The following is a 24,508-nucleotide window of genomic DNA, read 5'->3' as shown; positions in this document are numbered from 1 at the left end:
AGATCGACCGGTTTTTCCAGCGCGCCCAGTGTTCCGCTCACCCCTTCGCCGAGTTGTGCGGGATTGGCGGTTACGAAAATAACCTCGATCCCGAAATCCGCAGCAAGCTTCTCGCCAATCCTCGGACCAGTGGCTCCATCGGCCAGATTGACATCGACGAGCGCCACATCGATCGCGTCTGAAGCCTTTGCCAATGCCGATTGCATGTCGTCGGCTATGCCTGCGGATTCATGACCGAGATCGTGAACCACCGCCTCCATTTCGACAGCTATGAGGAATTCGTCTTCGACAATCAGAATGGTGGTCGGCATGGAAAGCTATCAAAAGTTAAATGACGAGGCTCTGTAGTGAGGGGACGGACAGGGCGCATATTCGTTCCCTCGCCTCGTCGCATCCGGCTTCGATCGAAATAGCTTCAAGACGCGCACCCGTTCCGACGGCATAGCTTCACTATCGGGCGCCAGGACCACGACCAAAGAGCGTATCTATGATGGGGCATTCCGGAACATCACCGCCTTCGCAGCGGGCTGATACATCGGCTAGCGTGCGCTCCAACCTAGTCAAATCAGCAATTTTAGCTCGCACGCTGGCCAGATGGTTATTGGTCAGATCCCGAACCTCGCCGCAGCTGTAGGGGTGCGAATCAACGAGGCTGAGCAGGCTTTTGAGCTCCTCGATCGAAAAACCCAGATCGCGGCCGCGCAAGATAAAGCCGAGCCGCGCCTGGTCGCCGGGTGGATAGAGCCTGTGCCCGCTTGCCGTACGCTCGGGAGGCTGAAGCAGACCGATGTTCTCGTAGTAACGGATTGTCTCAAGGTTGCAGCCCGACCGCTTGGCCAGTTCGCCCCGCTTGATCATTTGCGATGATGTCATGAGTCATATGCCAATTAGCGCTTGAACCTGTAGTTACTACAGGGAGTACATTGGTTTCCATGACCGATCAAACGCAAAAGAATGCGCAGCAGATATGGGCAAGCGGAGGCGCGCTCGGCGCGATACTCGCCTCGTCCTGCTGTATTGCTCCGCTGCTGTTGCTGAGCCTTGGCATCGGCGGCGCATGGATCGGCAATCTGACCGCGCTCGAGCCCTATAAATGGGTGTTCATCGCCATCGCGGTCCTCTTTCTGGGCCTTGGATTCCGGCATTCCTATTTTCTGCAAGCCGAACCTTGTGACGACGGAACCTATTGCGCGCGGCCCGAAGCAAACCTGATCGTCAAAAGCGCCCTATGGCTGGCAACCGCTTTGATCGCTGCCTCGGCCACGGTCGATTGGTGGGCGCCGCTATTCTACTAGGAGTTCGAAAGATGAAGAAGACGGTGATCGTTGCAGTTGCGGCAGTTGGGCTGGCCGGAGCGGGTATCGGGGCAGCGAGCCTGTTGCCGCAAAACTCCCACGAACAGGTTCAACAAAATCCCGCGCATCTGCAAACGGCAAGCTTTGCGGTCGAGAATATGACCTGCGCGACCTGCCCGATCACCGTGCGGCGCGCGATGGAAGGCGTGGCAGGCGTGAAAGGTGTGACTGTCGATTACGAGACCAGGACGGCGACTGCGCAGTTCGATCCTGAGCGAACGACCACAAGCGCGATCGCAGCGGCGTCGACCGAGGCCGGATATCCGGCGATCGTTAGAGAGAGCGCGCTATGATCGAACTGAAGTCCGAGATCACATGCCCTACCTGCGGGCTCAAAAAGCTCGAAAATATGCCGACGGAGGCTTGCTGGTTTTTCTACGATTGCAAAGGATGCGGTGTGAAACTCCGGCCCAATGCGGGCGATTGCTGTGTCTTCTGCTCATTCGGCACCATCCCCTGCCCGCCGATCCAGGAAACGCGTGCCGATCGCAAGGGCGCCACATGTTGCGGAGGGCGGTGAGATGAATACGCGAAACTTCGATCTTATAGTGCTGGGTGTTGGCATGGCAGCCGTAAATGCCGCCAACAAATGCGCCTCAGCCGGTTGGTCGGTCGCGGTAGTCGACGAACTGCCTTATGGCGGCACCTGCGCCCTGCGCGGCTGCGATCCGAAGAAAATGCTCCGCCGCGGGGCGGAAATCATCGACGCAGCGCGGCTCATGCACGGCAAGGGCATCGACCCGCACGACATCGCCATCAACTGGCCCGATCTGGTCGCCTTCACGCAGACGTTCACCGACAAGATGCCCGGTCGGATCGAAAACGGTCTGGAGAGCAACGGCGTCACCACCCTTCACGGCACGGCGCGCTTTGTTGGCGAAGACACCATCAAAATCGACGGCGAGGGGCAGTTTCAGGCAAACCATTTCCTGATCGCAACGGGTGCCAAGCCGCGGACGATAGAGGTTCCCGGCTCCGAACACCTTACCGACAGCACCGAGTTCATGCGGCTCGATGCGCTGCCCGAACGCATCCTGTTCATCGGCGGCGGCTTCATCTCGTTCGAGTTTGGCCATATCGCAGCACGCGCGGGCAGCAAGGTGTGCATCATCGACCGTGGCGAGAGACCGCTCAAGGGTTTCGATGCCGATCTTGTCGAAAGACTCGTTGCGCGGGGCGAGGAAGTCGGCGTCCAACTGCGACGGCGCACGTCACTCAAAGCGATCGAAAAGGACGGGACGGGTTTTCTTGTCACGGTAGAAACTGACAACAAAACGAGAGATTTGCGGGCCGATCTCGTCGTCCACGGCGCGGGCCGCGTCCCGGCAATTGACCGGCTTGACCTGGCCGCAGCCAATGTCGAGGCAGGTGACAAGGGCGTTGAGGTCAACGCCTACCTGCAAAGCACGTCCAACCCCAAGATCTACGCTGCCGGCGACGCGGCCGACACGCAAGGCGCGCCGCTTACGCCTGTCGCGGTTTTCGAGGGCAAGGTAGCTGCATCCAATATGCTCAAGGGCAATCGTACAAAGCCGGATTATGCAGGCGTACCGAGCGCTGTATTTACGGTACCAGAGCTCAGCCGTGTTGGCATGCTCGAAGAGGAAGCACGAGAGGCCGGACATGATATCCGCGTCGTCGAAAATGACACCGGCGACTGGTATTCTAACCTTCGCGTTGGCGAAAGCTGCGCTGCAACCAAGGTCATAATCGATAACGAATGCGACACTATCCTGGGCGCTCATTTGCTCGGACCGGAGTATGGCGAGATCATCAATTTCTTCGGTTTGGCCGTCCGACTTGGACTGACAACAAGCGATCTCAAGAAAATGGTTTCGGCCTACCCTAGCGTGGGATCGGACCTTGGCTCGATGGTGTGATTGTGTTGAAGAAGCGGTTGAATAAGGAATTCGGCATATTCTGATCTGGCGACGCAGAGAGATGCCTGCACCGTGACACTGCATGCTCGAGTTTAATCGACGAAGCTGAGGTCGATTAACTGAAACGTTTCGACGCATCTGGTGCATCTATCCGACGTCGCGCCAACGGATGATGTCGGCAAACCCGATCAACCCGTCGAACAGCGCCGCGACGACGAGGGACTGCTTACAATGGACCTGGTAGCGTTCGCGGGCCATCTTGAGATGCTGAATGACGGTTTCGGTGCTGATTTCGAGAATCATGGCCGTTTCAGCTGCAGTCTTCCCTCTTGCAACCCAGAGCAGACACTCCCGCTGCCGATCGGTCAGGGAGGGAACCTTCTCATCGAGTCTTTCTGAGCTCAGTCCCAGTGCACAGCTCAAAGCCAGCGTCCCGATCACTTCCGCGACGGCGAAACGCCGTCGGGGCAGTTCTCGATCGGGTCGAACAGCAAAGGTGCAGGTACCGCGCCCTATCCCGGGTAAGTGCCGCGGAACGGTATAGCCATTGCCAATTCCGCATTCCCGGCCAACATTGAGCATCTGACGGTCGCCGCGCGTGAGAGGGACGAGTTCGTCAATCCAGTCCCAGGCGAAACCGATGATGGTCTTGTCGCAGGCTCTTCGCACCGGATCCTGCCCTGCGAGGTCGAAGGCGATATAGACTTTCGCCCATTCGTCGGGATAGTCGTGCAATAGCAAGCCCGGTGCCTCGCACGATGTCGAACGCATCTCCAGGCTAAGCGCGAAGTGGTCGAAGCCAAGGCGCCGGGAAACCTGTTTAAGGGCGCCATCGAGTTCAGTGTCCGAACGGACATTGATAAGTTCAGTTGCAAATTCCTCCGCGAGATATGCGTACATAGACCTGCCGTTCGATCGGCAGCACGCAATCCAACACGCCGCCACCCGACCGCCTGCTCGGTGCCTGATCAGACGGTTCCATTCCACCTGTTCCAGCAGTTGCAGTTGCGACCCTGAAGGTCTGGTTCCAATCCGGGCGCGCCACAAAATTCAGCGGCTTGCCCAGAAAAAACCATAGTGCATTCAGTGCGTTTGAAAAGGTCGGAGCCGGCTTTGACGAAGCAGGCCGAGATAGCCGTGCGATGCCATCCTCCGTGCTTCGGAAACGAGACGCTGGGTCTGTCGGCGTTGCGATGACGATTTCCAGTCTATGGCGCGTTTCGCAGACAATCCGCGATAGACGAGGGTTCCCGCAATCTCTCGGAGGGTGGCACCCTCAGGCGCTCGGCCCTGAGTATCGAGTATGGCGAGCAGCAAGCGGAGACGGTGGGACTGATAGGCGGTGGGCCGTAGCTGGTGTCGCTTGGCGGGCACAGCGGAACTAGTGACGCAGCGGTGAAACGCATCGAGCGCCGCTAGCCTGATCGGAACCGACTGGTCTTGAGGGATCAGATAATTGTCTCCACCCGGCCGGGCTGAGGCCATAACGAGTAGCCGGTGACGAGCGCCACTATCAGCGAGGACCAGATGATCTCCCGCATTGCTCGTTCGTTTGGCGATCAGGTCGCACGCTGCGCGCGCCGCCTTGACTGCGCCGCTACCGCTAAGAATTACAACATTGGGGTTTTCCTGGGCTCGCCAGATCGCCGGATCGCTGCGGGCCGAAAGGTCGGGATCAATCGGGAAATTCAAGGCCCCATGAACGCGCCATTCGGCGGCAAGCTGGGGATTGCGCGTCGAAGCCGCTTGCGACGGCGATCCGGGCGTATTGTTGCCGGTAAGCGGAATTGCGGCGCAAGAATTCCTGCGCGAAATCCGAAAAGTCGTATCCGGCGGTCCGGTCGTTGCTGTCGAATGGTCGAGCCATGAAGCACCTCCTTTCTCGCCGATTGGGCTAGTGGCGCCAGCACCGCGCCGACATTCCAAGACCAAGGTATCCGCTTCCCCAATATTGGGCATATTTGATCAGGCGCTCCCCGAGACCGGAGCATTCTTTTGGAAGATGATGCTGGCCGCCAAAAGCGGGTGCAAAATGGCTCTACTTACCTCTTGCCAGCCACTCCTATGTTGGGCAGATTGACTGCGCGCGGATTGATATTCTGGCACCGTCCGCGTGGATATTTCCGCCGGACATCATGCACGCCGGTCCGTCGCAGGCCCGGCGGCCGAACCGATCAAGGGGCGTAAATCAGGCCCCGGACGGCGGCACAGACCTGGAACCCGCACCAGTTCGCCATGGCGAACTCAGGTGGCGGTCGCCTCCAAGTTCGAAGCATGACTCAAGCTGTCGCCGAAATCCGGCACCAAGCTCCTCAGTGCGTGGGTCCCGCATATTGCTCTGCAAAAGTAAGCCGAACGGTCGACCGCCGCCGTACACTCGACGCCCTCTACCGCGAGGAACGGGCTGGACTGATCGCCTATCTTGCGCGCCGCGTGGGCTCCGAACGCGCCCGCGACCTGGCACAGGACGTGTTTCTGCGTGCAGCGACCAGCAAGCAGCTAACGGAACTCGTTAATCCTGCTGGCTTTCTGAGGCGGATTGCATTCAACTTGCTGGTGGACGAGGCGCGGCGGCAAAAGTGCCGCGTCAGGACCCAGCCACTTCTGGAGAACGTAGATGCGCCAAGCCGCGCCGCGCAGGAAGATGCCCTGCACGTTCGTGAAGCCCGGCACGTGCTGGAAATCGCGCTCGCGGAGCTCCCGCAAAAGACCGCGCGTATCTTCGCGATGAATCGCATCGAGAAGAAATCCTACCGTCAGATACATCTCGAGCTAGGCATCGCGCTGCCCACGGTCGACTATCATATGATGAAAGCTCTAGCGCATTTGCGCCAAGCGCTGGGTCACAGTTGGTGACTGCAACCACCCTGCACAAAAAGACCCCCCAAACTTTAATTTCAAATGAAACTAAGGTGTTCGGAAAAGTGAGCGTCATTCCCTGTAGCGGCCCGACCGCGCCAGAACAGGGAGACCCCAATGTCATTGAGAAATCGCACACTTTTCGTCCTTCTAACCGGGACAGCATTCGCAAGTGCCGCTCCTCCTCTTTTCGCCCAAGACAGTCCAGGCGAACAGGCACAAGATGACGCTGCCGAGGTTGGCGATACGGCTTTGGACGACGAAAGTTCTGCGATCGTTGTCACGGGAACGCGAATCCGAGGCGCACGGGTTGTCGGTGAAGTCATCGAGCTTGATCGCGAGACGATCGTCGAGGCTGGCCAGGTGGATCTGGGTGAAGCGATCCGCAGCCTACCCCAGAATTTCTCGGGCGGTCAGAACCCCGGAGTGGGTTCGGGTGCCGGGCTCATCAACAGCAACGTGAACTCTGCGGCCACTCCGAACCTGCGCGGTCTGGGCCCCGATGCGACGCTTACGCTCCTCAATGGCCATCGCCTTCCGTACGATTCCGCCTTCGCAGGGGTCGATATTTCGGCAATCCCGCTCGCGGCGGTAGACCGGATCGAGGTCGTCCCGGACGGCGCGTCGGCGCTATACGGGTCCGACGCTGTCGCCGGCGTGGTCAATGTAATCCTGCGCCGTGATTTCGAAGGCGTGGAAACATCGGCGCAGATCGGCGCGAGCACCGATGGCGGATATTTTCGCCAGCAGGCTGATATCGTCGGTGGAAGCCGGTGGGATGGCGGCGGATTTTTCCTCGCCTACGATTTCACCAACAACTCCGATATCGAGGCGGGCCAGCGATCTTATGCGGCCGCGCTCGATCCCGAGGCCACGCTGTTTCCGTCGCAGGAACGGCATGCCGTCACGCTTTCCGGACATCACGAAATATCACCCGGTATCGAGGCAAGCGTCGATGCACTTTATTCGCGGCGCAGTTCGGTTCGCATCACCGGGTCTTCCACGCTCCGTCAGACCGCGGATCCAGTGGTCGAATCCTATACGCTCGCACCGTCGCTCAGGGTCGATATCGGAGCTTCGTGGCAGCTGTCTGTGCTCGGCGTTTTTGGACGCGACAGGACGCGCTACCGCACTACGTTTACACGGCCGTCCGCCCCGACAAGCGTGACCGAAGGCTGCTTCTGCAACGAGGTGCTATCGCTCGAAGCAGGTGCGGAAGGGCCACTCTTTTCGTTGCCGGGAGGCGATGCGCGCCTCGCAATTGGTGCTGGCTTGCGCGATAATTCGCTCGATTTCTCCCGCTCGGAAGGCGGCAATCTCGTTATCGCTTTCGACGAAACGCAGCGGGCCCGCTTTGCCTATGGGGAGCTGTTCCTCCCGTTGGTGTCGTCGCGCAATGCGATTGGAGGTATCGACGAGCTAAGCCTCTCGCTGGCCGCACGGCACGAAAGCTATCCCGGTCTCGACAGCCAGACCACGCCGCGCATGGGCTTGGTCTACGCACCCGTCCCCGGCTTGACCCTGCGGGGAAGCTGGGCGAGATCGTTCAAGGCTCCAACGCTTTACCAGAGGTTCATTCCGTACCAGACCATCGTGCTGCCAGCGTCGATCTTCGGCGCGGGTACGGCTCCGGAAACCGTCTTTATAACAAGCGGCGGCAACCCGGATGTCACCTCGGAACGCGCGCACAGCTGGACAGCCGGTTTCGAATATCGTCCGCCGTCAGTGCCGGGTTTGCTCGTATCGGCCACCTGGTATGACATTCGCTATCGCGACCGGGTGGTTCGCCCGATTGCGGGATCGGTTGTCGCCGGTTTTCGCGATCCGGGTTATGCAAGCCTGATCGATTTCTCGCCCGATCCCGCAATCTTTTCCGGGCTGATCGACAATTCTTTGTTCGGCCTCGAAAATTTTTCCGGCTCGCCTTATGATCCGGCCAATGTCGTAGCCTTCATCGACAACCGCAATCGCAATGTCGCCGTCTGGGCAGTCGAAGGGATCGATGCGCGGATTTCGTGGGACCACGACCTCGGCAATCAGCGCAGACTGGGTCTGGAAGTCGCTGGCAGCTGGCTCGACAGCAACCAGCGCCTGAATTCCGACCTACCGCAGGTTCAGCTCGCCGGGACGATTTTTAATCCGCCGCAATACCGCGCACGCGGCGTGGCCCGCTTCGAAGCCGGCACTTTCAAGGCCAATGCGGCAGTCAATTATATAGGAGCACTGGAAGATCCGCGTTTCGGCGTGGCGGAACGTCTGTCGCCAAGCGCCACACTCGATCTTGGCGTGAGCTACGATGTGATCGGTGGCGAAGGACGCAACCCCGGACTCACACTGTCGCTGACCGTGCAAAACGTGTTCGATGACGAACCCGAGATCATTGGACAGACGGGCCCGACCGATACGCCTTTTGATTCGACGAACTACTCCCCGATCGGACGGTTTGTCGCATTCGGAATCCGGAGGCACTGGTGATGTCGCTGGCCCTCGCTGCAGCGCTGTCCCAATCCATCGTTCCGCACGTGGACCTGCCGCCGCCGCAAGAGGATGCGTGTGCAGGTTTCGAAGAGGCGGAGGATCTATCGGGCATTGGCCAGCGGGCCTTTACGCTCGATGACCAGGTCAGGATGGCGGACATCGGACGCGCCAATCCGGTCGGCGCTGCGCGGGCCATCGGCGTAGCGCCCGACGGCGAGCACATCGCTTTCGTCGTAAAACGCGCAAATCCGGAAGCCAACGTCTACTGCCAGAGGCTTATGATTGCGGCGATGGACGGAAGCGGTGCCGCCGTCGAGGTCGACCGGGGCGGCGAATTCATCCGCGATGATTTCCGATTGCGCGACTTTCCCGCGATTATGGCCGGATGGGACAGGCCCAACCCGCCCCGCTGGTCTTCGGACGGCTCCCGGATCGGCTATCTCAAGAGGTTGAACGGTTCGACCCAGGTATGGCTGGTCGATCCTGACCGAACGGTACCACCGCGACAGGCAACCGCCCTTCCCGATAATGTCGATAGTTTCGCATGGACGAACGACGGAACTGCACTGATAGTCGCGACGCGTCCCGGCATACGCATCCAGTCAGAGGCTATCGCACGCGAAGCGGCCGAAGGATTTTTGTTCGACGAGCGTTTCTCGCCGCAATTCGCCGATCGGCCAATCCCGACCGGTCAGCTTGAAACGCACTATAGCTACGTGTCGCTGGCGGATGGCGAAGTGCGGGTCGCGAGTTCGCAAGAAACGCGCCTGCTCTCGGGCGAACCGCCAGAGGGCCTGCCGGATAGAGCCCGCGCCTATGCGGGTAATGACGCGGGGATTGCGGCGTGGCTCGAGCCGAGCGAGCCTGATCGGCTGATCAGCCCCACCAGGCTTGTCGTCGCGTGGCCTGATGGTAATCGCATAGTCTGCGAACAAATGGCCTGCGAAGGGATTCGCGAGCTGTGGTGGGCTAGCGATGGAGCTTCGCTGCTCGCCCTTCAAGCTACTGGTTGGGCCAACAGTCAGACGGCCATTCTGCGATGGGAGCTTGGCGAGGCGCAGCCGCGCCAGATCCTGCTTACCGAAGATGCGCTGGTCGGATGCACAGTGGCCGGCGGCGAATTGCTGTGCGGCCGCGAAGGGTTCGGTCAGCCTCGCCGTCTGGTTGCAATTGATGTCGTCACCGGTGCAGAGCGCCTCGTGCACGATCCCAATCCGCAGCTTGAGGATAGCACCTTCGGGACCGTTGAGCGCCTCAGGTTCCGCAACGCTTTCGGGGCCGAAAGCTATGTCGATCTTGTCCTGCCACCGGATCACCAGGCCGGGCAACGTCATCCCTTGGTCGTCGTGCAATATACAAGTGTAGGATTCCTGCGCGGCGGTACCGGGGACGAGGTCCCCATCCATCCGCTGGCCAACCGCGGTTTCGCCGTGCTCAGTTTCGATCGTCCGGACTTCTCTGCCGCAGCGCTTGGCGCGACCACCGAAGAAGAACTGACCCGCGCCAACCGCGCAGACTGGATCGACCGTCGCAGAGTCCAATCCTCGCTCGAGACTGCGATCGCGCTCGCCGTCGATACTGGTTCGGTCGATTCTGCACGGATGGGCATCAGCGGCTTCAGCGATGGCGGGTCGACCGTCCAGTGGGCACTGATCAATTCGGACCTCTTCCGGGTCGCCTCGATGGGCTCATGCTGCGAAGACATGTATTCTTACCCACTCGCCGCGGGTCCGCGCTTTACAGATTTCGTACGCGCGATGGGATACCGCCATTTCGAGCCTGGTACCGAAGAGTTCTGGAAACCGATGTCGCTCATCCTCAATGTCGATGATGTCGATGTGCCGATCCTGATTCAGACCGGCGACAGCGAATATGAAGCGGGCCTCGATGTTTTCGAGACCTACTCGCACCAGGGACGACCGATCGAGCTCTACGTCCTTGAAGACGAGACCCACATCAAGTGGCAGCCCGCACACCGTCAGGCAATCTACCGGCGATCGGTGGAATGGTTCGAATTCTGGTTGATGCAGCGGATCGACTGCGACCCGGCAAAGGCCCGGCAATATGCACGGTGGCTGGCGATGGATGGCGCGCCGGCCCGGGAGGACCTTCGATGCTCGGATGGTCGCAGCTCATTCCCATGAGCGCGACCAATTTTCGGCCTCGACGAGGTCCAGCAGGCGGTAGACCAGCGATCCGCGCCGTGATGTTTCGAGCTTGAAAGCCTGCTCGACAGCTGCGCGATCGATCACTCCCTGTTCCGCCAGTAGGCCATCGAGAAGCAGGTCATGGAGCACGGCTCGATGACGATCGAAGGCGCTTCGAATGAAACTGTCGGGTCCCGCCTTGGACGTGCGATCGAGAACGCTGCGAGGAAGCAGGTCCGCGAAGGCGACGCGGGCCAGCGCACGGTTCTGACCGCCTGTCACCCAGGTCCAGGTGGGGACGCCGAGGCAGAATTCCAGCAGGGGCTGGCTCATCAGCGGGGAGAAGCGCGCTGGCCCGGGACCTAACCCGTGTGCATGATGCTGGGCGCGCATGATCAGCGCAAGGTGATCGCGCTTGCCTGGGTGGCGCCAGGTCGCCAGGCGATGCCACGGCGTCAACGGTTCGGGCAAAACCTTCAGGCCAGGCCCATCGGCAAGCAATCGGCTGTCTGGCGCCCATTCCTTTTTCGAACGCCGCCCCATCAAGCGCTTGCCGGTCGCGCGCAGCAAAGTCGGCACATCGCAACCGGTGACACGGCACATGTCTGGCAGAGTTTCGAAAAGTGCCACCCCTGGCCCCTCACTCAGCAGCCGGTCGACAATCGGTGCCGCAGAATGGAGAAAACAAAAGAGATTATCACCGCCATTGCCGTCGAGGACGATGGATTTTTCCAGCTCGGCAGAACCGTCGGCAAGCAACGCGTCGACCGCCGTCAGAAACCCTTTGCGACCGGGCCGTGGAAGACCGGCGGAGGCACAGACGGTGGGACGGTAACAGGCCGTATCATAAACCCGCCGCGTGAAATCCGCACCCAGATGTTCGGCAAGCAGCCGAGCATAATCGCTTTCGTCGCCGCTGCTGTCAGAGGTCGCCAGCGTGATGCATCCAAAATCACTGTGCCCGGCGGCTAGCGCGGCGCACAGAAAGGAAGAGTCGACCCCGCCAGAGGTTGCGACAGCCACGGGTCCGAACCGGTCTGTCCATGCTGCGCAAGTCCGGATTGCCAGCTCTCTCAGTTCTGCGGCAGCATCGCTGATTGAAGGTTCGGTTCCTCGCGGAAGATAATCGGCAGCGCACCAGACGGGCAGCTCGGATTCCTGATCGCCGGCGGTCACCATGAGCGTACCCGGGGTGAGCTCCTCCACGCCCGCGAGGCACGCTTGCTTCTGCCGCAATTCCGGATAACGAAGGAACAACGCGAGCGCGCCCCAGTCGACCTTGAGGCGATCTCCGACAGCTTCTCCGACCAGACAGGCATCGGAAGAGAAGACCACATGCGTCTGGCTCATTCCTCGGTAGACCGGAAACAGGCCAGAGGGATCGACCAGCAACGCAAGCGTGCGGCGCCCCGGATCAGGCAGGATCGCGACGTAGGCACCCCAATAATTCCGAACAAGCCGCATGGCGGCGGCCTGGACGGACTCGGATTCAGGTAGCGGGACAGCGTCGACCGTTCGGGCGGTTTGTGCAGAGAAGACGCACCCGATCAGGTACCCGTGCGTTCCCAGACTGGCTTCGGGAGTGTCATCGCTGGTCCAGAATGAAGCATTGTCACCGCAAACATCGTCAGGACTTGCGCTTCTGCGAACGACCGGCGGGACGCCACGCCGACGCGGGACGGCAAGCACGAAGCGGCCCTGTTTCAAATTATCAGTATCGGCGTGTAGCGCCGAACTTCTTCCAGGCTGTCATTCAGCACAATTTCGCCGTGCTGGACCCAGGCATGGGCACCGAACGGTCGGTCCTTCACGCCAATAACAAGATGCGTGTGGTGTCTCAGCTTGGCGAGCCGTAATTTCAACGCAATCGAGCGCGGGAGACAGCGGTCTGCGGCCGAACGCAGCAGGCGGGCGTGCTCGAAAGCCCGTACCGTGGGACCGGACCGGGATTTGGTGGAATGGTCCTGCGGGCGTTGCTCGGCCAGGTGGCGAAGTTCAACGAGAACCGTCTGGAATGATGTCCGCGCAAGGCGATGTTCGATCCGGCGCTGCGACCAGACAGCTGCGGCCACATCGGCCAGCCGGAAAGGTCCTTCACCAATATCATGGGAAACACGCTGCGGGACGAGCCAATCCGCAGGGCGCGGCAGTGGTGGCGGCTGATGCCAGGACACCGTGGCTTCGATGCCGAGCCTTTCGAGAAACACGTGCTGCGCTCCGTCCGCCAACGCAAAATAGCGGTCCCGCGCGATGTCGAGAAAGATGAAGCGTTCGCTCACCTTGCACCACGCGAGAGCCTCGGGATCCGGATTGACCATGAAGTTTGTACGAGGAGAAGGGGCGCGGCCAGGTCCGGCACGCGCCCCTCGCGAGGTTCAGTCGTCAGCCATGCCGGTGGCATAGGACAAACGACCGCCGCTCACATCGATGTCGAACAGGGCGTCGCCCTTGGTCTCCTCGGATGCGCTGCCGAGATCGATGATCTCTCTCTGGATTGTGTCGAGTTCCTTCATTGATCACTCCTCTGCTTTGATCGCGACTCCAATCGTCGCGGTCAGAGCATGAAGAGCATGGCCAGATGGGGCCAACTTATAATGGAATTATAAACAGATAGTCCGACAAATGAGGTGCGACCGGGTGATGGAAGCACTCGTTGGCAAGTGCATCGATGGTTTTAGCGAGGAGCCTGGACATGAGCATCGCCACCCGGTCGCGAGGAACCTGAATTCCCGATCCGACAGTAGAGCCGATCATGTACAGGAATACAGAGCAATTCTACCTATTGGCACATTTCTTATCTAATACTGGTTAAGAGAAACCAGAAAAAGTCCGGACAGTCTCAAAACTTATCGACTTGATGATGCATGCGTTCTTCTGCGTGCCTTGGCGAAATCCCGGTCACTGGCGACGAAGCGCTCGATCATTGGTGGGATCAGAGCTGCGGGCTCGGGTGCACCCTCTGAAACGCCGCCATTGAGCACGACCCCATATTCGACCAGCCGGCGATGGAGCCGCGCAGGGATCTCTATCGTCAGCTTGACGGGCTTGCCATCGGTAATGTCGGAGAGCTTGAGCCGGGTCATGCTCCACCCTCCAGCACAATATCGCGCGTCACCAGAACGCGTACGGGAAAGCCGGGACGGATCGTCAGCGTCGGGCGGATATCAAGCTCGCGTGCAACGACCTGCTCGCCCGCGCGATTGATGCTGTCCTGGCTTCCGCGGCGAACAGCGCGCAGCAGGTCATCATCTTCGCCTGCGCCGAGTTCGCCGCCAATCCCGAGCAAAGTGGAAACGAGCGCGGCTTTGACGACACCGCCCCAATGGTAATCGACGCCGTCCTCCAGTCCGGCATAGCCCGACGGGTCTGCAGCCGGCTGACGATCGAGCACAATCGAGCGCCCATCAGGCAGGATGAGCCTGGTCCAGGCCAGCAGCACCCGGCGTTGGCCGAACCCGACATCGGACTCGTACTCACCGATCAGGCGCGCTCCTTGCGGGATCAGAAGGTGCCGCCCGGTCAGGCTGTCATAGACATTCTGGGTCACCTGCGCAGTCACGAGGCCGGGCTGGTCCGACCGGATACCGGTGATCAGCGCTGCCGGAATGATCGACCCGGCCTGAAGCAGCGTCCCCGATGGCACCGCCTCAAGCCGCTGCACGGAAGCCGTCTGGATGTCGGCGGGCCGTTCGAAAAAGCCTGCTTGCGCCGTTGGGACGGAGGCTGGAATCGGAACACCCGCTTGCTGTCGGGCGCCAGGAGCCGCCGTGCCGGAACTGACAGCTTGTGTCCCGCCGCCGAAAAACAGGCGACTGCCGCGCGCCGCCTCGCGTTCCTGTTCAAGGCGTTCGCGCGCCATATCTTCGGGGCTCGGCGCCGCCCGCTGGGGCGGGACCGGAGGCGGCGCGCCGACAGGGGGCAGCGCGGCAATCGCTCCACGATCCTGCGCCTCGAGGATCGGTTGACCGAGATCGCCCGGCAGCGGTCGCCCCAACCTCGGAACCTGGGAATAGTCTGCCGGAGCCGTGGCAAGTCCGTCTGCCACAGCGATCCCGTCGGTGTTGACCAGCTCTTCGCCGCCGTCCTGCGAAGCCGGCTGCAGGGCGTAGAGCAATATACCGCCAAGCACGGTCAGACCCGCGGCGCTGGCGATGCCGATAGCCTTGCGCGACAGCCTGACCACGCGCGGTCCCTCCCCGCGCAATCGAACGATACTTTCAGCATCGGAGGGGCGCTCGGTTTTGCTTTCCTCGTTCACGACCGGTCCCGCTTGCGATTTTCAAACTTCACCCGGACCTGCCTGCGACCGGCACCGAGGCGCAGTTCGGCCTTGTGGAAGAGGCGGTCGACGATGAGATAGCGCCCTGAGACCCGGTAATTGACCAGCTCGGCTGCGCCATCTGCGCCAATCACGAAGAACGGCGGCATTTCGCCCTGGGCGATATCGGGTGGAAACTCGACCAGGGTCCGCTGTCCGTCGTCGAAGACCCGTAGCGGGCGCCAGTCAGGCTTGTCACCCGAGATGCGGTACTCGAAATTGAGCGCCTCAAGCGTGAACCCGTGGGCGACTGGTGTGGCTCGCGCCGCTCGCTCTTCTTCGCGGCGCAGCGCGATCAGTTCGTCGGCCGGATAGGACCAGCTGACCGAGGCCATATAGATGTTCGGGTTGGCGCGCAGTTCGATATGATAGGTGCGGCGGTCGGTATTGATGACCAGATTGGTTGCGATATCGGGCCGCGTCGGTTTGATGAGGATATGAACCCGCTGCGTCGCTCCCGAGCCGCTCAGGGTGTCCCCGATCATCCAGCGCACGGTATCACCCGCCGCGACCGGCCCGGGGCCGACCAGTGTTTCGCCTTCCTGCAAGGCGATGTCGGTTACCTGCCCGGGTTTGGCGTAGACCTGGAACAATGCACCTTCGCGATAGGCATAGCGCTGGATGGCATTGTCGAATCCGGCATTGTCCGGTTCGATCCTGGCGGCCTCATTCGCCGCTCCCACATGGCTCTGAGGATCAGGGGCGGGGTCAGAGGCAGGGGAGCGGCGCGCGGCAGTGGGGGAGGCCTGCCGCGAGGGGGTGTTGGCATATGCAATGGCCTGAACAAGGCGGGATGCATCGGCGAGGTCGAAGGCGGTGATCGCCCGCGATGCGGCCCGGGCCTGCGGCGCAGGCGTCGCTGACGCGGGCGATCCGGCAAGGAGTAGAACGCCGGCTGCGAGCAGCGCTGGACGGGAGAATGCAAGTAGGTGGGTCATCAGCCAAGCTCCTTTGACCAGTTGATCGAGGTGACGAAGATCCCGAGCGGATTGCTGGTGAGCGCGTCGGGCGTTCTGGGAGGCTGGACGGCAACGCCGAGGATAGCGGTCCAGCGAGTGGTTTCGGCGAGCGCGCCGTCACGGTAGCGCCGCTCGACCCAGGCCACGCGAAAGCTGCGCGGGGAGGCCCGGATCACGCTGGTGACATCGACCGCCACCTGTTCGCGGCCGATTGCCGCGAACGGGTCGTTGGCCCGCGCATAATCGTTGAGCGCCAAGGCCCCCTTGTCGCTGGCGAATTGGTAGGCTCTGAGCCAGTTCTCGCGCACCACAATTGGATCGTCGGGGATAGCGCGGACATGCTCGATAAATCGGGCGAGGTGAAAGGCGATCTGCGGATCGGTCGGCTCGTAATCCGCAGCGGCGGGAGCGACGGTGCGGGCCTCGCCCAGCCTGTCGACCTCGACCACCCAGGGCACGATGGTGCCGCGCGCATTCTGCCACACGAGCCCGCCGGTCAGCACGGCGGACAGGCCTAGCGCGCCGAAGAAGGCATAGCGCCAGCTTTTTGCCTGGACGCGCGCGGAACCGATGCGCTCGTCCCAGACCTGTGCCGCCCGTTGGTAGGGCGTCTCTGCTTGAGGCGTTTTTGCGTAGCGGATCGAAGGCCGTTTGAACATTGGAGGTTAATCCTTCTCTTTGGTGTCGATGGAAGCGCCTGCGCCGGAGCCGTCGCCGGCACGCACGGTGTGCGCGGCAAGCGAGGCCGAGTGGCCAAGGCTCTGCCTGTGCTTCATGGACCGCGCCCAGGCCGGCGGGCCGTTCGTCTGTTCCGGATCCGGTGACGAAGCACCGTGAGCGGGCACGATGCGGCCACCCATGTTCCCGACCGACGCACGCGCCCCGTCGCGGAAATTGCTCCTGGCGCTGTCTGCCGCTTTGCGTAGCGGCGACATCGCCGCTCCCCCTGCTGCGCGGCCGACACCCGCTATGCCGCCTGCAAGCGCGGCGCCGCCGCTCTTGCCCGCCGAACCGGTGGCATAGGCCATGGTCGCACCTCCGGCGGCGCGCGAGGTGCCTCGCGCGACGGAAGAGGCAGCACTGGCGACCGCGCCGCCCGCAAGTTTGGCACCGGCCACGCCGCCAACCGCAGCACCGCCTGCAAGAAGCGCGGTGCCCGCAGCAGCGCCTGCACCGAGCTGCGGACCGCCCGCGACAATGCCATTGGCGATCCCCGGCCCGAAAATGCCCAGACCAAGCAGGGTGAGGCTGGCGAGCACGATGGCCAGCGCATCCTCGATGGTGGGCTCGCCGGGGATGGCGCCGGTGAACTCGGCGAAGAGCGTCGAACCGATGCCGATGATGACGGCGAGAACGAGCACCTTGATCCCCGACGAGACCACATTGCCGAGCACGCGTTCGGCGAGGAAAGCGGTCTTGCCGAACAGGCCAAAGGGAATGAGCACGAAACCCGCCAAGGTCGTCAACTTGAACTCGATCAGGGTGACGAACAGCTGGATAGAGAGAATGAAGAAGGCGATGATGACAATCGCCCAGGCGACCAGCAGGATGATGATCTGCAGAAAATTCTCGAAGAAGCCGACATAGCCCATCAGATCGGCAATCGATTCGAGGAGCGGCCAGGCGGCATCGATGCCGACCTGCGCCACCCTTCCCGGCTGCAACAGATCGCTCGCGCCGAGCCCCGAACCGCTCGCCTTCAGGCCTAGCCCGGCAAAGCTGTTGAACACGATATTGGCGAGCGCGCTCCAGTTACCGATGATGTAGGCAAAGATCCCGACGAAGAGCGTCTTCTTGACGAGCCGGGCGATGATGTCGTCGTTCGCGCCCCAGCTCCAGAACAGAGCGGCGAGCGTGACATCGATCACGATCAGCGTGGTCGCGATGAACGCCACCTCGCCCGAAAGCAGCCCGAAGCCGCTATCGATATATTGCGAGAAGATCGCGAGGAAACGATCGACGACGCCGGTGCCGCCCATGTCAGTCCTCCCCTCGCGTTTCGCCGGAAAAGGAATCAGGCAGCGCCCTGTCGCCGATCCCGGAATAAGCCTCGGGGTGATCAACGCCGAAAAAACGGCGGCGCTTCTCGGCCCAGGCGGCGCGGCAATCGGGCGAGGACAACGCCAGTTCGCCCATTTGAGCGCAAGCCCTCAGCTGTGCCGGCAGCGGATCACTGTCGGGCACCCATATGCGCCGGTCAGCTTGCTGCACCGGCGCGGGCTCCTCACGCAGCTGTACGATCGTCATCGCGATGGCGAGACCGACGAATACAGCGGCACCGATGCGCGCAAGGAGCTTGGTGTCCATCGCGGATCAGTCCGATCCGCCCGGCAGATAGCGCGGACGAATGGCGAGAAACCGTCTCAGTTGTTCGCGCGCCTGTGCCTTGGCCGCCGCGCGCTCGGCGGCATCGAGCGCCTGCGCCCTGCCAGTGGCAGCGATCGTGGCGGTCAGGTCGGCCAGCTGGCGGGCCTGCAATGCCAGCAGTTGATTGCCAGCCTGCGCTGCCTGCAAGGCACCGGTGGCGGACTGGCTCGCCGAAACAAGGCTGCCGAGCGCTTCGCGCGACCCTTCGATATTGGCAACCGTGCCCGCCTGAACCTTGAGGGCATCTTCGAAGGCCGCCACACTGTTTTGCCAGCGCGCCTCGGCACCGTCGACCATCGCCTGCTGCGAGGCACCGAGCGGAACGTTCTTGTAATGCTGGTCGAAAGCGCCCTCGATGGTGCGGACATCGTAGGCGATGCGCTGGGCTTCATTCAGCAGCTGCTGGGTCTGCCGGATCTGGTCCTGCAAGGGCTGCACGATCGTCAGCGGCAGGCTCTGGAGGTTCCTCGCTTCGTTGATCAGCGAGTCCGCCTGGTTCTGCAGCATGCGGATCTGGTTGTTGATCTGCTCGAGCGTACGCGCGGCAGTCAGCACGTTCTGCGCGTAATTGGACGGATCGTAGACGATCCCGCCGAACTGCGCATGCGCAGGCGTCGATACCAAGGCACTCGTACTCGCCAAAGCGAGTGCGGTGCCCATGGCCATGCTCCGGACGATTTTTCGAGAGGTCATTTGAGGTCTCCTTCTGGTCGGTTTGGGGGGGTGGAAGAGTGCACAATGTCGCCGAGCAATTCGGCGGCCCAGTGGAGGCCGCGTTGCCTCAGCCAGTGGGCGGCAAAGTCGCTCCGGCCATGCTCTTCGACGATGCGGGACATGGCGAGCTGGTCGTTCTTGCAAGAGGCGGCGGTAAAGGCGAGCGCCACTTCGCCAAGGCCCAGTTCGAACAGGCGATTACCGCGAGAGGACTGACAGTAATAATCGCGCTTGGCCGTTGCCCGGCTGAGGATTTCAATCTGGCGGTCGTTCAATCCGAAGCGGCGATAAATACCCAAAATCTGCGGTTCGACTGCTCGGTCGTTGGGCAGGAAAATGCGGGTCGGGCAGCTTTCGATAATCGCGGGCGCGATTGCCGAGGTCTCGATATCGGCAAGGCTCTGGGTGGCGAACACGACACTCGCATTCTTCTTGCGCAGGGTCTTTAGCCATTCGCGCAATTGCGCGGCGAAGGCCGGACTGTCGAGCACCAGCCAGCCTTCATCGATAATGATGAGCGTCGGCGAGCCGTCGAGGCGGCCTTCGATCCGGTGAAACAGATAGGACAGCACGGCAGGCGCAGCTGCCGATCCGGTCAGCCCTTCGGTCTCGAACGCCTGGAAACTCTCTTCGCCCAGCCGTTCGCTTTCGGCATCGAGCAGCCGTCCGAACGGCCCACCGACGCAGTAGGGCGCAAGCGCCTGCTTCAAAGCCTGTGATTGCAGAAGAACAGCGAGCCCGGTGAGCGTGCGTTCGGCAACCGGCGCGCTCGCCAGCGAGCTCAGCGCCGACCATAGATGATCCTTGATCTCCGGATCGATTGCGACGCCCTCCGCAGCGAGGATCGCCTGGAGCCATTCCGAGGCCCAGTTGCGCTGTGCCGGTTCATCGATCCGCGCCAGCGGTTGCAGCAGGACCGCCTCGTCGCTGTCCTCGGACAGACTCGATCCCAAATCCTGCCAATCGCCGCCGCAGGCGAGCGCGGCCGCCCGGATCGAGCCACCGAAATCGAAAGCGAAAATCTGCGACCCGTCATAGCGGTGAAACTGCATCGCCATCATTGCCAGCAACACCGACTTGCCCGCCCCGGTTGGGCCGACGACGAGGCTATGTCCGACGTCGCCGACATGGAGCGAAAATCGGAATGGGGTCGAGCCTTCGGTCTTGGCGTAAAACAGCGGCGGCGCGTCGAAATGCGCATCGCGTTCCGGTCCGGCCCAGACTGCAGAAAGCGGCATCATATGCGCGAGGTTCAGGGTCGAGACCGGAGGCTGGCGAACATTGGCATAGACATGGCCCGGCAGCGATCCGAGCCAGGCCTCGATCGCGTTCATGCCTTCGGTCACGCAGGTAAAATCGCGTCCCTGGATGACCTTCTCGACGAGCCGCAGTTTCTCGGCGGCAAGCGCCGGATCCTCGTCCCACACCGTAACGGTCGCGGTGACCAGCGCGAGCCCGACATGGTCGGCGCCCAGCTCCTGTAGCGCGGCATCGGCATCCTCGGCCTTGTTGGCCGCATCGCTGTCAACCAGCACGGAGGCCTCGTTGGTCATCACTTCCTTGAGGATCGCGGCGACCGATTTGCGCTTGGCGAACCACTGGCGGCGGATTTTCGAGAGCAGCTTCGTCGCGTCGGATTTGTCGAGCATGATCGCCCGCGTCGACCAGCGATAGGCAAAGCCCTGCGCATTGAGTTCATCGAGCAAGCCGGGAAAGGTCGCGCTGGGAAAGCCGATCACGGTCAGCGTCCGCAGATGCGCCGCACCCAGGCGCGGTTCGAGACCGCCGGTCAGCGGCTCGTCGGCAAGCAGCGCATCGAGATGCATCGGGGTTTCGGGAACGCGTACGTCGTGCACCCGCGTCGAGATGCAGCTGTGAAGATAACTCAGCGTCTCGCCATCATCGAGCCATTGGACCTCGGGGAAGAGCCCTTCGAACAGGCGCAGCAGCCGGTCGGTCCGATCGGCGAAGCCGTCGAGAAGCTCGCGCGGATCCACGCCTTTCTCGGCCTTTCCTTCGTAGAGCCAGCTTTCAGCCCGCGCGGCATCCTCGGCAGGCGGCATCCATAGGAGGGTCAGATAATAGCGGCTCTCGAAATGCGCGCCCTCCTCTGCGAACTGCGCGGCGCGTTCTCTTTCGACCAGCGCCGATGCCGGCTCGGGAAAGGCGCAATCGGGATAGTCCAGTGCGGGACGGCGCACCGCCTCGACGAAGATAGCCCAGCCCGAGCCAAGGCGACGCAGCGCGCTGTTCAACCGCGCCGTCGTTGCAACCAGTTCGGCAGGGGTCGCGCTGTCGAGATCCGGCCCGCGAAAGCGGGCCGTCCGCTGGAAGCTGCCGTCCTTGTTAAGCACGACGCCGAGTGCGACGAGCGCCGCCCACGGGAGGAAGTCCGCAAGCCGGTCGGCCTTGTTTCGATATTCGCGCAAGCTCAGCATGACTCAGACCTGCAGATGCGCGGGGAGCCGCAGATGCCGCCGTGCGACATCGACGAATTGCGGATCGTGCCGGGCGGCCCAGACCGCGACCATGTGGCCGAGCGCGAAAAACGCGACGCCTGCGATCCACAGCTGCAGACCTAGTCCAATCGCGCCCGCCAGCGTCGCATTGGCGATGGCAAGTCCGCGCGGCGCTCCGCCGAGCAGGATATGCTCGGTCAGCGCCCGGTGAACAGGGACCGCAAAGCCGTTCGGCAGAGAAGCTTCGCTGCTATCCATCAGACCAGCGCTCCGCCGCCGAAGGAGAAGAACGAAAGGAAGAAGGAGGACGCGGCAAAGGCGATCGAAAGCCCGAAGACGATCTGGATCAGGCGCCTGAAGCCTCCCGATGTATCCCCGAAAGCGAGCGCCAGCCCGGTGGCGATGATGATGATCACCGCGACGATCTTGGCGACCGGGCCCTGGATGGATTCGAGGATCGCCTGGAGCGGCGCTTCCCACGGCATTGAAGAGCCAGCGGCATGGGCGGGCGCCGCAAATGCCAACGCAAAGAGGCTGGCAAGGATCAAAGCGGACAGGCGCGGGCGCGCCCGCGACAAGATATGGGTCACGAGTGGTCTCCTGCTGTGGATGGAAGGGGTGCGAGGACGTATTCGCCCGCGGCATCGAGTCCGCGCACCTCGGCGAGTTCGGCAAGGCGCCGGCCGGTGCCGTCGCGTACGAGCACGGCGATGATATCGATGGTCTCGGCGATCAGCGCGCGCGGCACGGTGACCACGCTTTCCTGGATAAGCTGTTCAAGCCGCCGCAGCGTGCCAAGCGCCGAGCCGGCGTGAAGCGTGCCGACCCCGCCTGGATGACCGGTGCCCCAGGCTTTCAGCAGATCAAGTGCTTCTGCACCGCGCACCTCGCCGATGGGAATGCGGTCGGGCCGCAGTCGCAGCGCCGACCGGACGAGATCGGACAAGGTCGCAACGCCGTCCTTGGTCCGCAGCGACACCAGATTGGGCGCTGCGCATTGCAGCTCCAGCGTATCCTCGATCAGAACGACACGGTCGGACGTGGATGCGACCTCGGCGAGCAAGGCATTGGTGAGCGTCGTCTTGCCGGTCGAGGTGCCACCGACGACCAGAATGTTCTTCTTCGCAGCGACCGCACCGGCAAGCGCTTCCGCCTGCCATTTGCTCATGATCCCGGTCCTCACGTAATCGGCCAGCGCGAACACCGCGATAGCTGGTTTGCGGATGGCGAAGCTCGGGGCGGCAACCACCGGGGGCAGCAGACCTTCGAAGCGCTCGCCGCCTTCCGGCAGTTCGGCGGACACACGCGGTGCGCCTGCATGAACCTCGGCGCCGACATGATGGGCGACCAGCCGGATAATTCGCTCGCCATCGGCTGGGCTCATCAGACATTCGCTCGCCGCGAGACCCTCGCCCAATCGGTCGACCCAGACACGCCCATCGGGGTTGAGCATGACTTCGATGACATCGGGCTCGTCGAGCCAGCGGGTGATGTCGCCACCAAGCGCAGTGCGCAGCATGCGCGCGCCGCGCGATGAGATTTCGGACCGGAGAGGGATGACGCTCATGGACTGCCTCGGATGCGGCAACCGACCACCGGCTGCATTCGCGAGGCAGATCAAAAAGACATCAAATCACTGTCGGGCAACAAGGAATTGCGCAAATCGTAGATTAGCGTGGCATTGAGAGGAAACGTCGCTTGAGCGAGGCTTACCAAAGATGATGGTGCTGACGACTTTGCTCTACATGGGCCCTGCTATAAGCGATCTTCACGCTGAACGGAGCTTCCCGGAAGTTGCTAAGCAAGGCTCGGTCAGAAAGGAATTGGCGGGGAATACAATTGACCACGAATTGTCGGACCACTTTTAAACCTGCACATAGGGCCGACCATCTTTAAACGGGACATCCATGGCCGACAGAAAATTCCATATCGCAGAATGGTATGGTGATCCGTTTCACGAACTCGCGGATACCGCACGTGTTGTACGCGCCGCGCATATCGTGGGTGGTTCCGCAATGAAGAAAGACGAGCTCGACCGCCTAGCCGTACTCGAGCAAAAGCTAGCCGAAACATCTCTGACGGCGCGCGAAGCGAGACGCCTCGATGTACTTCGTGAGAAGCTTTCACAGCAAAATGAAGACGAGCTGCCTTGCCCGTTCAAGGCTGGACGAGACCACCCCGTTTGCACCAAGAAAGGCGGGGTGTGTTCAATCCGCCTTTATGAAGACAGCGGCAATCAAATCGAACCTGTGAAAGGCGATCAGGGGAAGATTAGATCGCTTTGCCCATGGCGGTTCCATCAGGGTCACGTCGCATTTGCAGAAATCGGCAAGAGTCTTCTGGGAACCTCGGACCCGATCGAGGTCGGTGAGGTTGGGTTTCTCGAATCTACCGGCAGCCTGGACAGCGAAGAGGGCAAAGACGTCGGCCGGATAGACATGGTCTTGCTCAAGTTGGACAAGGATGACCAGTCCTTGCTGGATTGGGTGGCTGTGGAGGTTCAGGCAGTTTATTTTTCTGGCAAGAGGATGGCAGTCGAATTTGACGATATCGCCAACCGTCAGGGGAAATTGGCAATGCCGGTCGTGGGCAGGCGTCCTGACTACCGCAGCAGCGGCGTGAAGCGGCTCATGCCTCAGCTCCTGACCAAAATTCCTACGCTCAGGCGCTGGGGCAAAAAGATGGCCATCGTAGTCGATTGGGCTTTCTACCACTCGATGGGCCAGATGGAGCAGACAAAGCATATTTCCAACGCCGATATCGCGTGGTTTATCGCAGATTTTGTCGAAGATCCGGCGTCGGGCCGTTATCAGCTCAAGATCGTGGATGAGATTTATACCACTCTCGAAAGCGCTACGCTCGGATTGACCGGCGGAATTCCGGTTGCTCAAGGCGACTTCGAAGCCCGGATTAAGGCGAAAGCGGGAATGGGTCGCTTGCTATGAGGCAGCGATATATATATCAGGACAAAA

General features: G+C 61.6%; 27 protein-coding genes. 8 read left to right on the top strand and 19 right to left on the bottom strand.

The features are described from left to right. Positions 1–311: response regulator (locus ACGHU1_RS15845; RefSeq protein WP_390588450.1), on the bottom strand; the 311-nt coding region annotated here is incomplete at its 3' end. Positions 312–450: 139 nt separating this feature from the next. Continuing rightward, on the bottom strand, positions 451–858 hold the full coding sequence (locus tag ACGHU1_RS15840) for a helix-turn-helix domain-containing protein (RefSeq protein ID WP_390588448.1): 408 nt from the start codon (positions 856–858) through the stop codon (positions 451–453). Between the two features lie 74 nt (positions 859–932). Here ACGHU1_RS15840 and ACGHU1_RS15835 point away from each other — a divergent pair, with 74 nt between their 5' ends. Genes ACGHU1_RS15835 through ACGHU1_RS15820 form a run of 4 tightly spaced genes read left to right on the top strand, consistent with a single transcriptional unit; the run spans position 933 to position 3,235 of the window. Continuing rightward, entirely contained in the window at positions 933–1,295 is a 363-nt protein-coding gene (locus tag ACGHU1_RS15835) for a mercuric transporter MerT family protein (protein ID WP_390588446.1), read from the top strand. Between the two features lie 11 nt (positions 1,296–1,306). Then, the gene (locus ACGHU1_RS15830) at positions 1,307–1,648 is read left to right on the top strand and encodes a heavy-metal-associated domain-containing protein (protein ID WP_390588445.1); all 342 of its coding nucleotides are present in this window, start codon (positions 1,307–1,309) and stop codon (positions 1,646–1,648) included. Beyond that, positions 1,645–1,875, top strand: coding sequence for a GDCCVxC domain-containing (seleno)protein (locus tag ACGHU1_RS15825; protein ID WP_390588443.1), 231 nt, complete (start codon positions 1,645–1,647; stop codon positions 1,873–1,875). The genes ACGHU1_RS15830 and ACGHU1_RS15825 overlap by 4 nt, the downstream gene beginning before the upstream one ends. A gap of 1 nt (position 1,876) precedes the next feature. Next, positions 1,877–3,235, top strand: a complete 1,359-nt coding sequence (locus tag ACGHU1_RS15820; RefSeq protein WP_390588442.1) for a dihydrolipoyl dehydrogenase family protein — start codon at positions 1,877–1,879, stop codon at positions 3,233–3,235. Between the two features lie 147 nt (positions 3,236–3,382). Here ACGHU1_RS15820 and ACGHU1_RS15815 read toward each other — a convergent pair whose 3' ends face one another. The 3 genes from ACGHU1_RS15815 to ACGHU1_RS15805 form a co-directional block, all read right to left on the bottom strand. Further along, the gene (locus tag ACGHU1_RS15815; RefSeq protein WP_047819460.1) at positions 3,383–4,135 is read right to left on the bottom strand and encodes a LuxR family transcriptional regulator; all 753 of its coding nucleotides are present in this window, start codon (positions 4,133–4,135) and stop codon (positions 3,383–3,385) included. Positions 4,136–4,318: 183 nt separating this feature from the next. Next, positions 4,319–4,927 (bottom strand): DUF2285 domain-containing protein, encoded by a 609-nt coding sequence (locus ACGHU1_RS15810; RefSeq protein ID WP_390588440.1) that lies wholly within the window; start codon positions 4,925–4,927, stop codon positions 4,319–4,321. Then, on the bottom strand, positions 4,911–5,102 hold the full coding sequence (locus ACGHU1_RS15805; RefSeq protein WP_390478148.1) for a transcriptional regulator domain-containing protein: 192 nt from the start codon (positions 5,100–5,102) through the stop codon (positions 4,911–4,913). The genes ACGHU1_RS15810 and ACGHU1_RS15805 overlap by 17 nt, the downstream gene beginning before the upstream one ends. Positions 5,103–5,509: 407 nt before the next feature. Between ACGHU1_RS15805 and ACGHU1_RS15800 the strand changes: the two genes are divergently transcribed. The 3 genes from ACGHU1_RS15800 to ACGHU1_RS15790 all read left to right on the top strand — a co-directional run bounded on the left by ACGHU1_RS15800 (position 5,510) and on the right by ACGHU1_RS15790 (position 10,716). Further along, positions 5,510–6,091, top strand: coding sequence for an RNA polymerase sigma factor (locus tag ACGHU1_RS15800; RefSeq protein WP_390478145.1), 582 nt, complete (start codon positions 5,510–5,512; stop codon positions 6,089–6,091). A 120-nt stretch (positions 6,092–6,211) separates the two neighbouring features. Then, positions 6,212–8,569: a TonB-dependent receptor domain-containing protein gene (locus tag ACGHU1_RS15795; RefSeq protein ID WP_390588438.1), complete on the top strand. Its 2,358-nt coding sequence runs from the start codon at positions 6,212–6,214 to the stop codon at positions 8,567–8,569. Then, on the top strand, positions 8,569–10,716 hold the full coding sequence (locus ACGHU1_RS15790; RefSeq protein ID WP_390478140.1) for an Atxe2 family lasso peptide isopeptidase: 2,148 nt from the start codon (positions 8,569–8,571) through the stop codon (positions 10,714–10,716). The genes ACGHU1_RS15795 and ACGHU1_RS15790 overlap by 1 nt, the downstream gene beginning before the upstream one ends. Here the strand turns inward: ACGHU1_RS15790 and ACGHU1_RS15785 are convergent. The 14 genes from ACGHU1_RS15785 to trbB all read right to left on the bottom strand — a co-directional run bounded on the left by ACGHU1_RS15785 (position 10,705) and on the right by trbB (position 23,103). Next, positions 10,705–12,183 carry an asparagine synthase-related protein gene (locus ACGHU1_RS15785; protein ID WP_390588436.1) on the bottom strand — a complete coding sequence of 493 codons (1,479 nt, stop codon included), beginning with the start codon at positions 12,181–12,183 and terminating at the stop codon, positions 10,705–10,707. The genes ACGHU1_RS15790 and ACGHU1_RS15785 overlap by 12 nt on opposite strands. 239 nt (positions 12,184–12,422) lie before the next feature. Continuing rightward, positions 12,423–13,037, bottom strand: a complete 615-nt coding sequence (locus ACGHU1_RS15780) for a lasso peptide biosynthesis B2 protein (RefSeq protein WP_390478134.1) — start codon at positions 13,035–13,037, stop codon at positions 12,423–12,425. A 57-nt stretch (positions 13,038–13,094) separates the two neighbouring features. After that, a complete protein-coding gene (locus ACGHU1_RS15775; RefSeq protein WP_156170876.1) occupies positions 13,095–13,232 on the bottom strand; it encodes a benenodin family lasso peptide in 138 nt (45 codons plus the stop codon). A gap of 333 nt (positions 13,233–13,565) precedes the next feature. Then, positions 13,566–13,802: a DUF2274 domain-containing protein gene (locus tag ACGHU1_RS15770; protein WP_047822854.1), complete on the bottom strand. Its 237-nt coding sequence runs from the start codon at positions 13,800–13,802 to the stop codon at positions 13,566–13,568. Beyond that, positions 13,799–14,977, bottom strand: coding sequence for a TrbI/VirB10 family protein (locus tag ACGHU1_RS15765; RefSeq protein WP_390588433.1), 1,179 nt, complete (start codon positions 14,975–14,977; stop codon positions 13,799–13,801). The genes ACGHU1_RS15770 and ACGHU1_RS15765 overlap by 4 nt, the downstream gene beginning before the upstream one ends. After that, positions 14,974–15,975: a P-type conjugative transfer protein TrbG gene (gene trbG, locus ACGHU1_RS15760; protein ID WP_390478127.1), complete on the bottom strand. Its 1,002-nt coding sequence runs from the start codon at positions 15,973–15,975 to the stop codon at positions 14,974–14,976. The genes ACGHU1_RS15765 and trbG overlap by 4 nt, the downstream gene beginning before the upstream one ends. Further along, positions 15,975–16,655: a conjugal transfer protein TrbF gene (trbF, locus tag ACGHU1_RS15755; RefSeq protein WP_390588431.1), complete on the bottom strand. Its 681-nt coding sequence runs from the start codon at positions 16,653–16,655 to the stop codon at positions 15,975–15,977. The genes trbG and trbF overlap by 1 nt, the downstream gene beginning before the upstream one ends. A gap of 6 nt (positions 16,656–16,661) precedes the next feature. Continuing rightward, positions 16,662–17,975 (bottom strand): P-type conjugative transfer protein TrbL, encoded by a 1,314-nt coding sequence (gene trbL / locus ACGHU1_RS15750; RefSeq protein ID WP_390588429.1) that lies wholly within the window; start codon positions 17,973–17,975, stop codon positions 16,662–16,664. Position 17,976: 1 nt separating this feature from the next. Continuing rightward, positions 17,977–18,303: a putative entry exclusion protein TrbK-alt gene (trbK-alt, locus tag ACGHU1_RS15745; RefSeq protein ID WP_390588427.1), complete on the bottom strand. Its 327-nt coding sequence runs from the start codon at positions 18,301–18,303 to the stop codon at positions 17,977–17,979. Between the two features lie 6 nt (positions 18,304–18,309). Beyond that, the gene (gene trbJ, locus ACGHU1_RS15740; RefSeq protein ID WP_390588425.1) at positions 18,310–19,056 is read right to left on the bottom strand and encodes a P-type conjugative transfer protein TrbJ; all 747 of its coding nucleotides are present in this window, start codon (positions 19,054–19,056) and stop codon (positions 18,310–18,312) included. Next, complete coding sequence (gene trbE, locus ACGHU1_RS15735; protein WP_390588423.1) at positions 19,053–21,515, bottom strand: conjugal transfer protein TrbE; 2,463 nt, start codon at positions 21,513–21,515, stop codon at positions 19,053–19,055. Before trbE ends, trbJ begins: the two co-directional genes overlap by 4 nt. Positions 21,516–21,518: 3 nt before the next feature. Next, positions 21,519–21,794: a VirB3 family type IV secretion system protein gene (locus ACGHU1_RS15730; RefSeq protein ID WP_390478110.1), complete on the bottom strand. Its 276-nt coding sequence runs from the start codon at positions 21,792–21,794 to the stop codon at positions 21,519–21,521. Continuing rightward, positions 21,794–22,117: a TrbC/VirB2 family protein gene (locus ACGHU1_RS15725; protein ID WP_390478172.1), complete on the bottom strand. Its 324-nt coding sequence runs from the start codon at positions 22,115–22,117 to the stop codon at positions 21,794–21,796. The genes ACGHU1_RS15730 and ACGHU1_RS15725 overlap by 1 nt, the downstream gene beginning before the upstream one ends. 5 nt (positions 22,118–22,122) lie before the next feature. Next, the gene (gene trbB / locus ACGHU1_RS15720) at positions 22,123–23,103 is read right to left on the bottom strand and encodes a P-type conjugative transfer ATPase TrbB (RefSeq protein WP_390478108.1); all 981 of its coding nucleotides are present in this window, start codon (positions 23,101–23,103) and stop codon (positions 22,123–22,125) included. 340 nt (positions 23,104–23,443) lie between these two features. Here trbB and ACGHU1_RS15715 point away from each other — a divergent pair, with 340 nt between their 5' ends. Further along, positions 23,444–24,481, top strand: coding sequence for a NotI family restriction endonuclease (locus ACGHU1_RS15715; RefSeq protein ID WP_390478105.1), 1,038 nt, complete (start codon positions 23,444–23,446; stop codon positions 24,479–24,481). Positions 24,482–24,508: the final 27 nt, after the last annotated feature.

This window comes from Erythrobacter sp. MTPC3 (assembly GCF_042854385.1).
Classification (GTDB): domain Bacteria; phylum Pseudomonadota; class Alphaproteobacteria; order Sphingomonadales; family Sphingomonadaceae; genus Erythrobacter.
The sequence above is the reverse complement of the archived record's forward strand: the minus strand, read 5'-3'. Positions and strand labels throughout refer to the sequence as shown.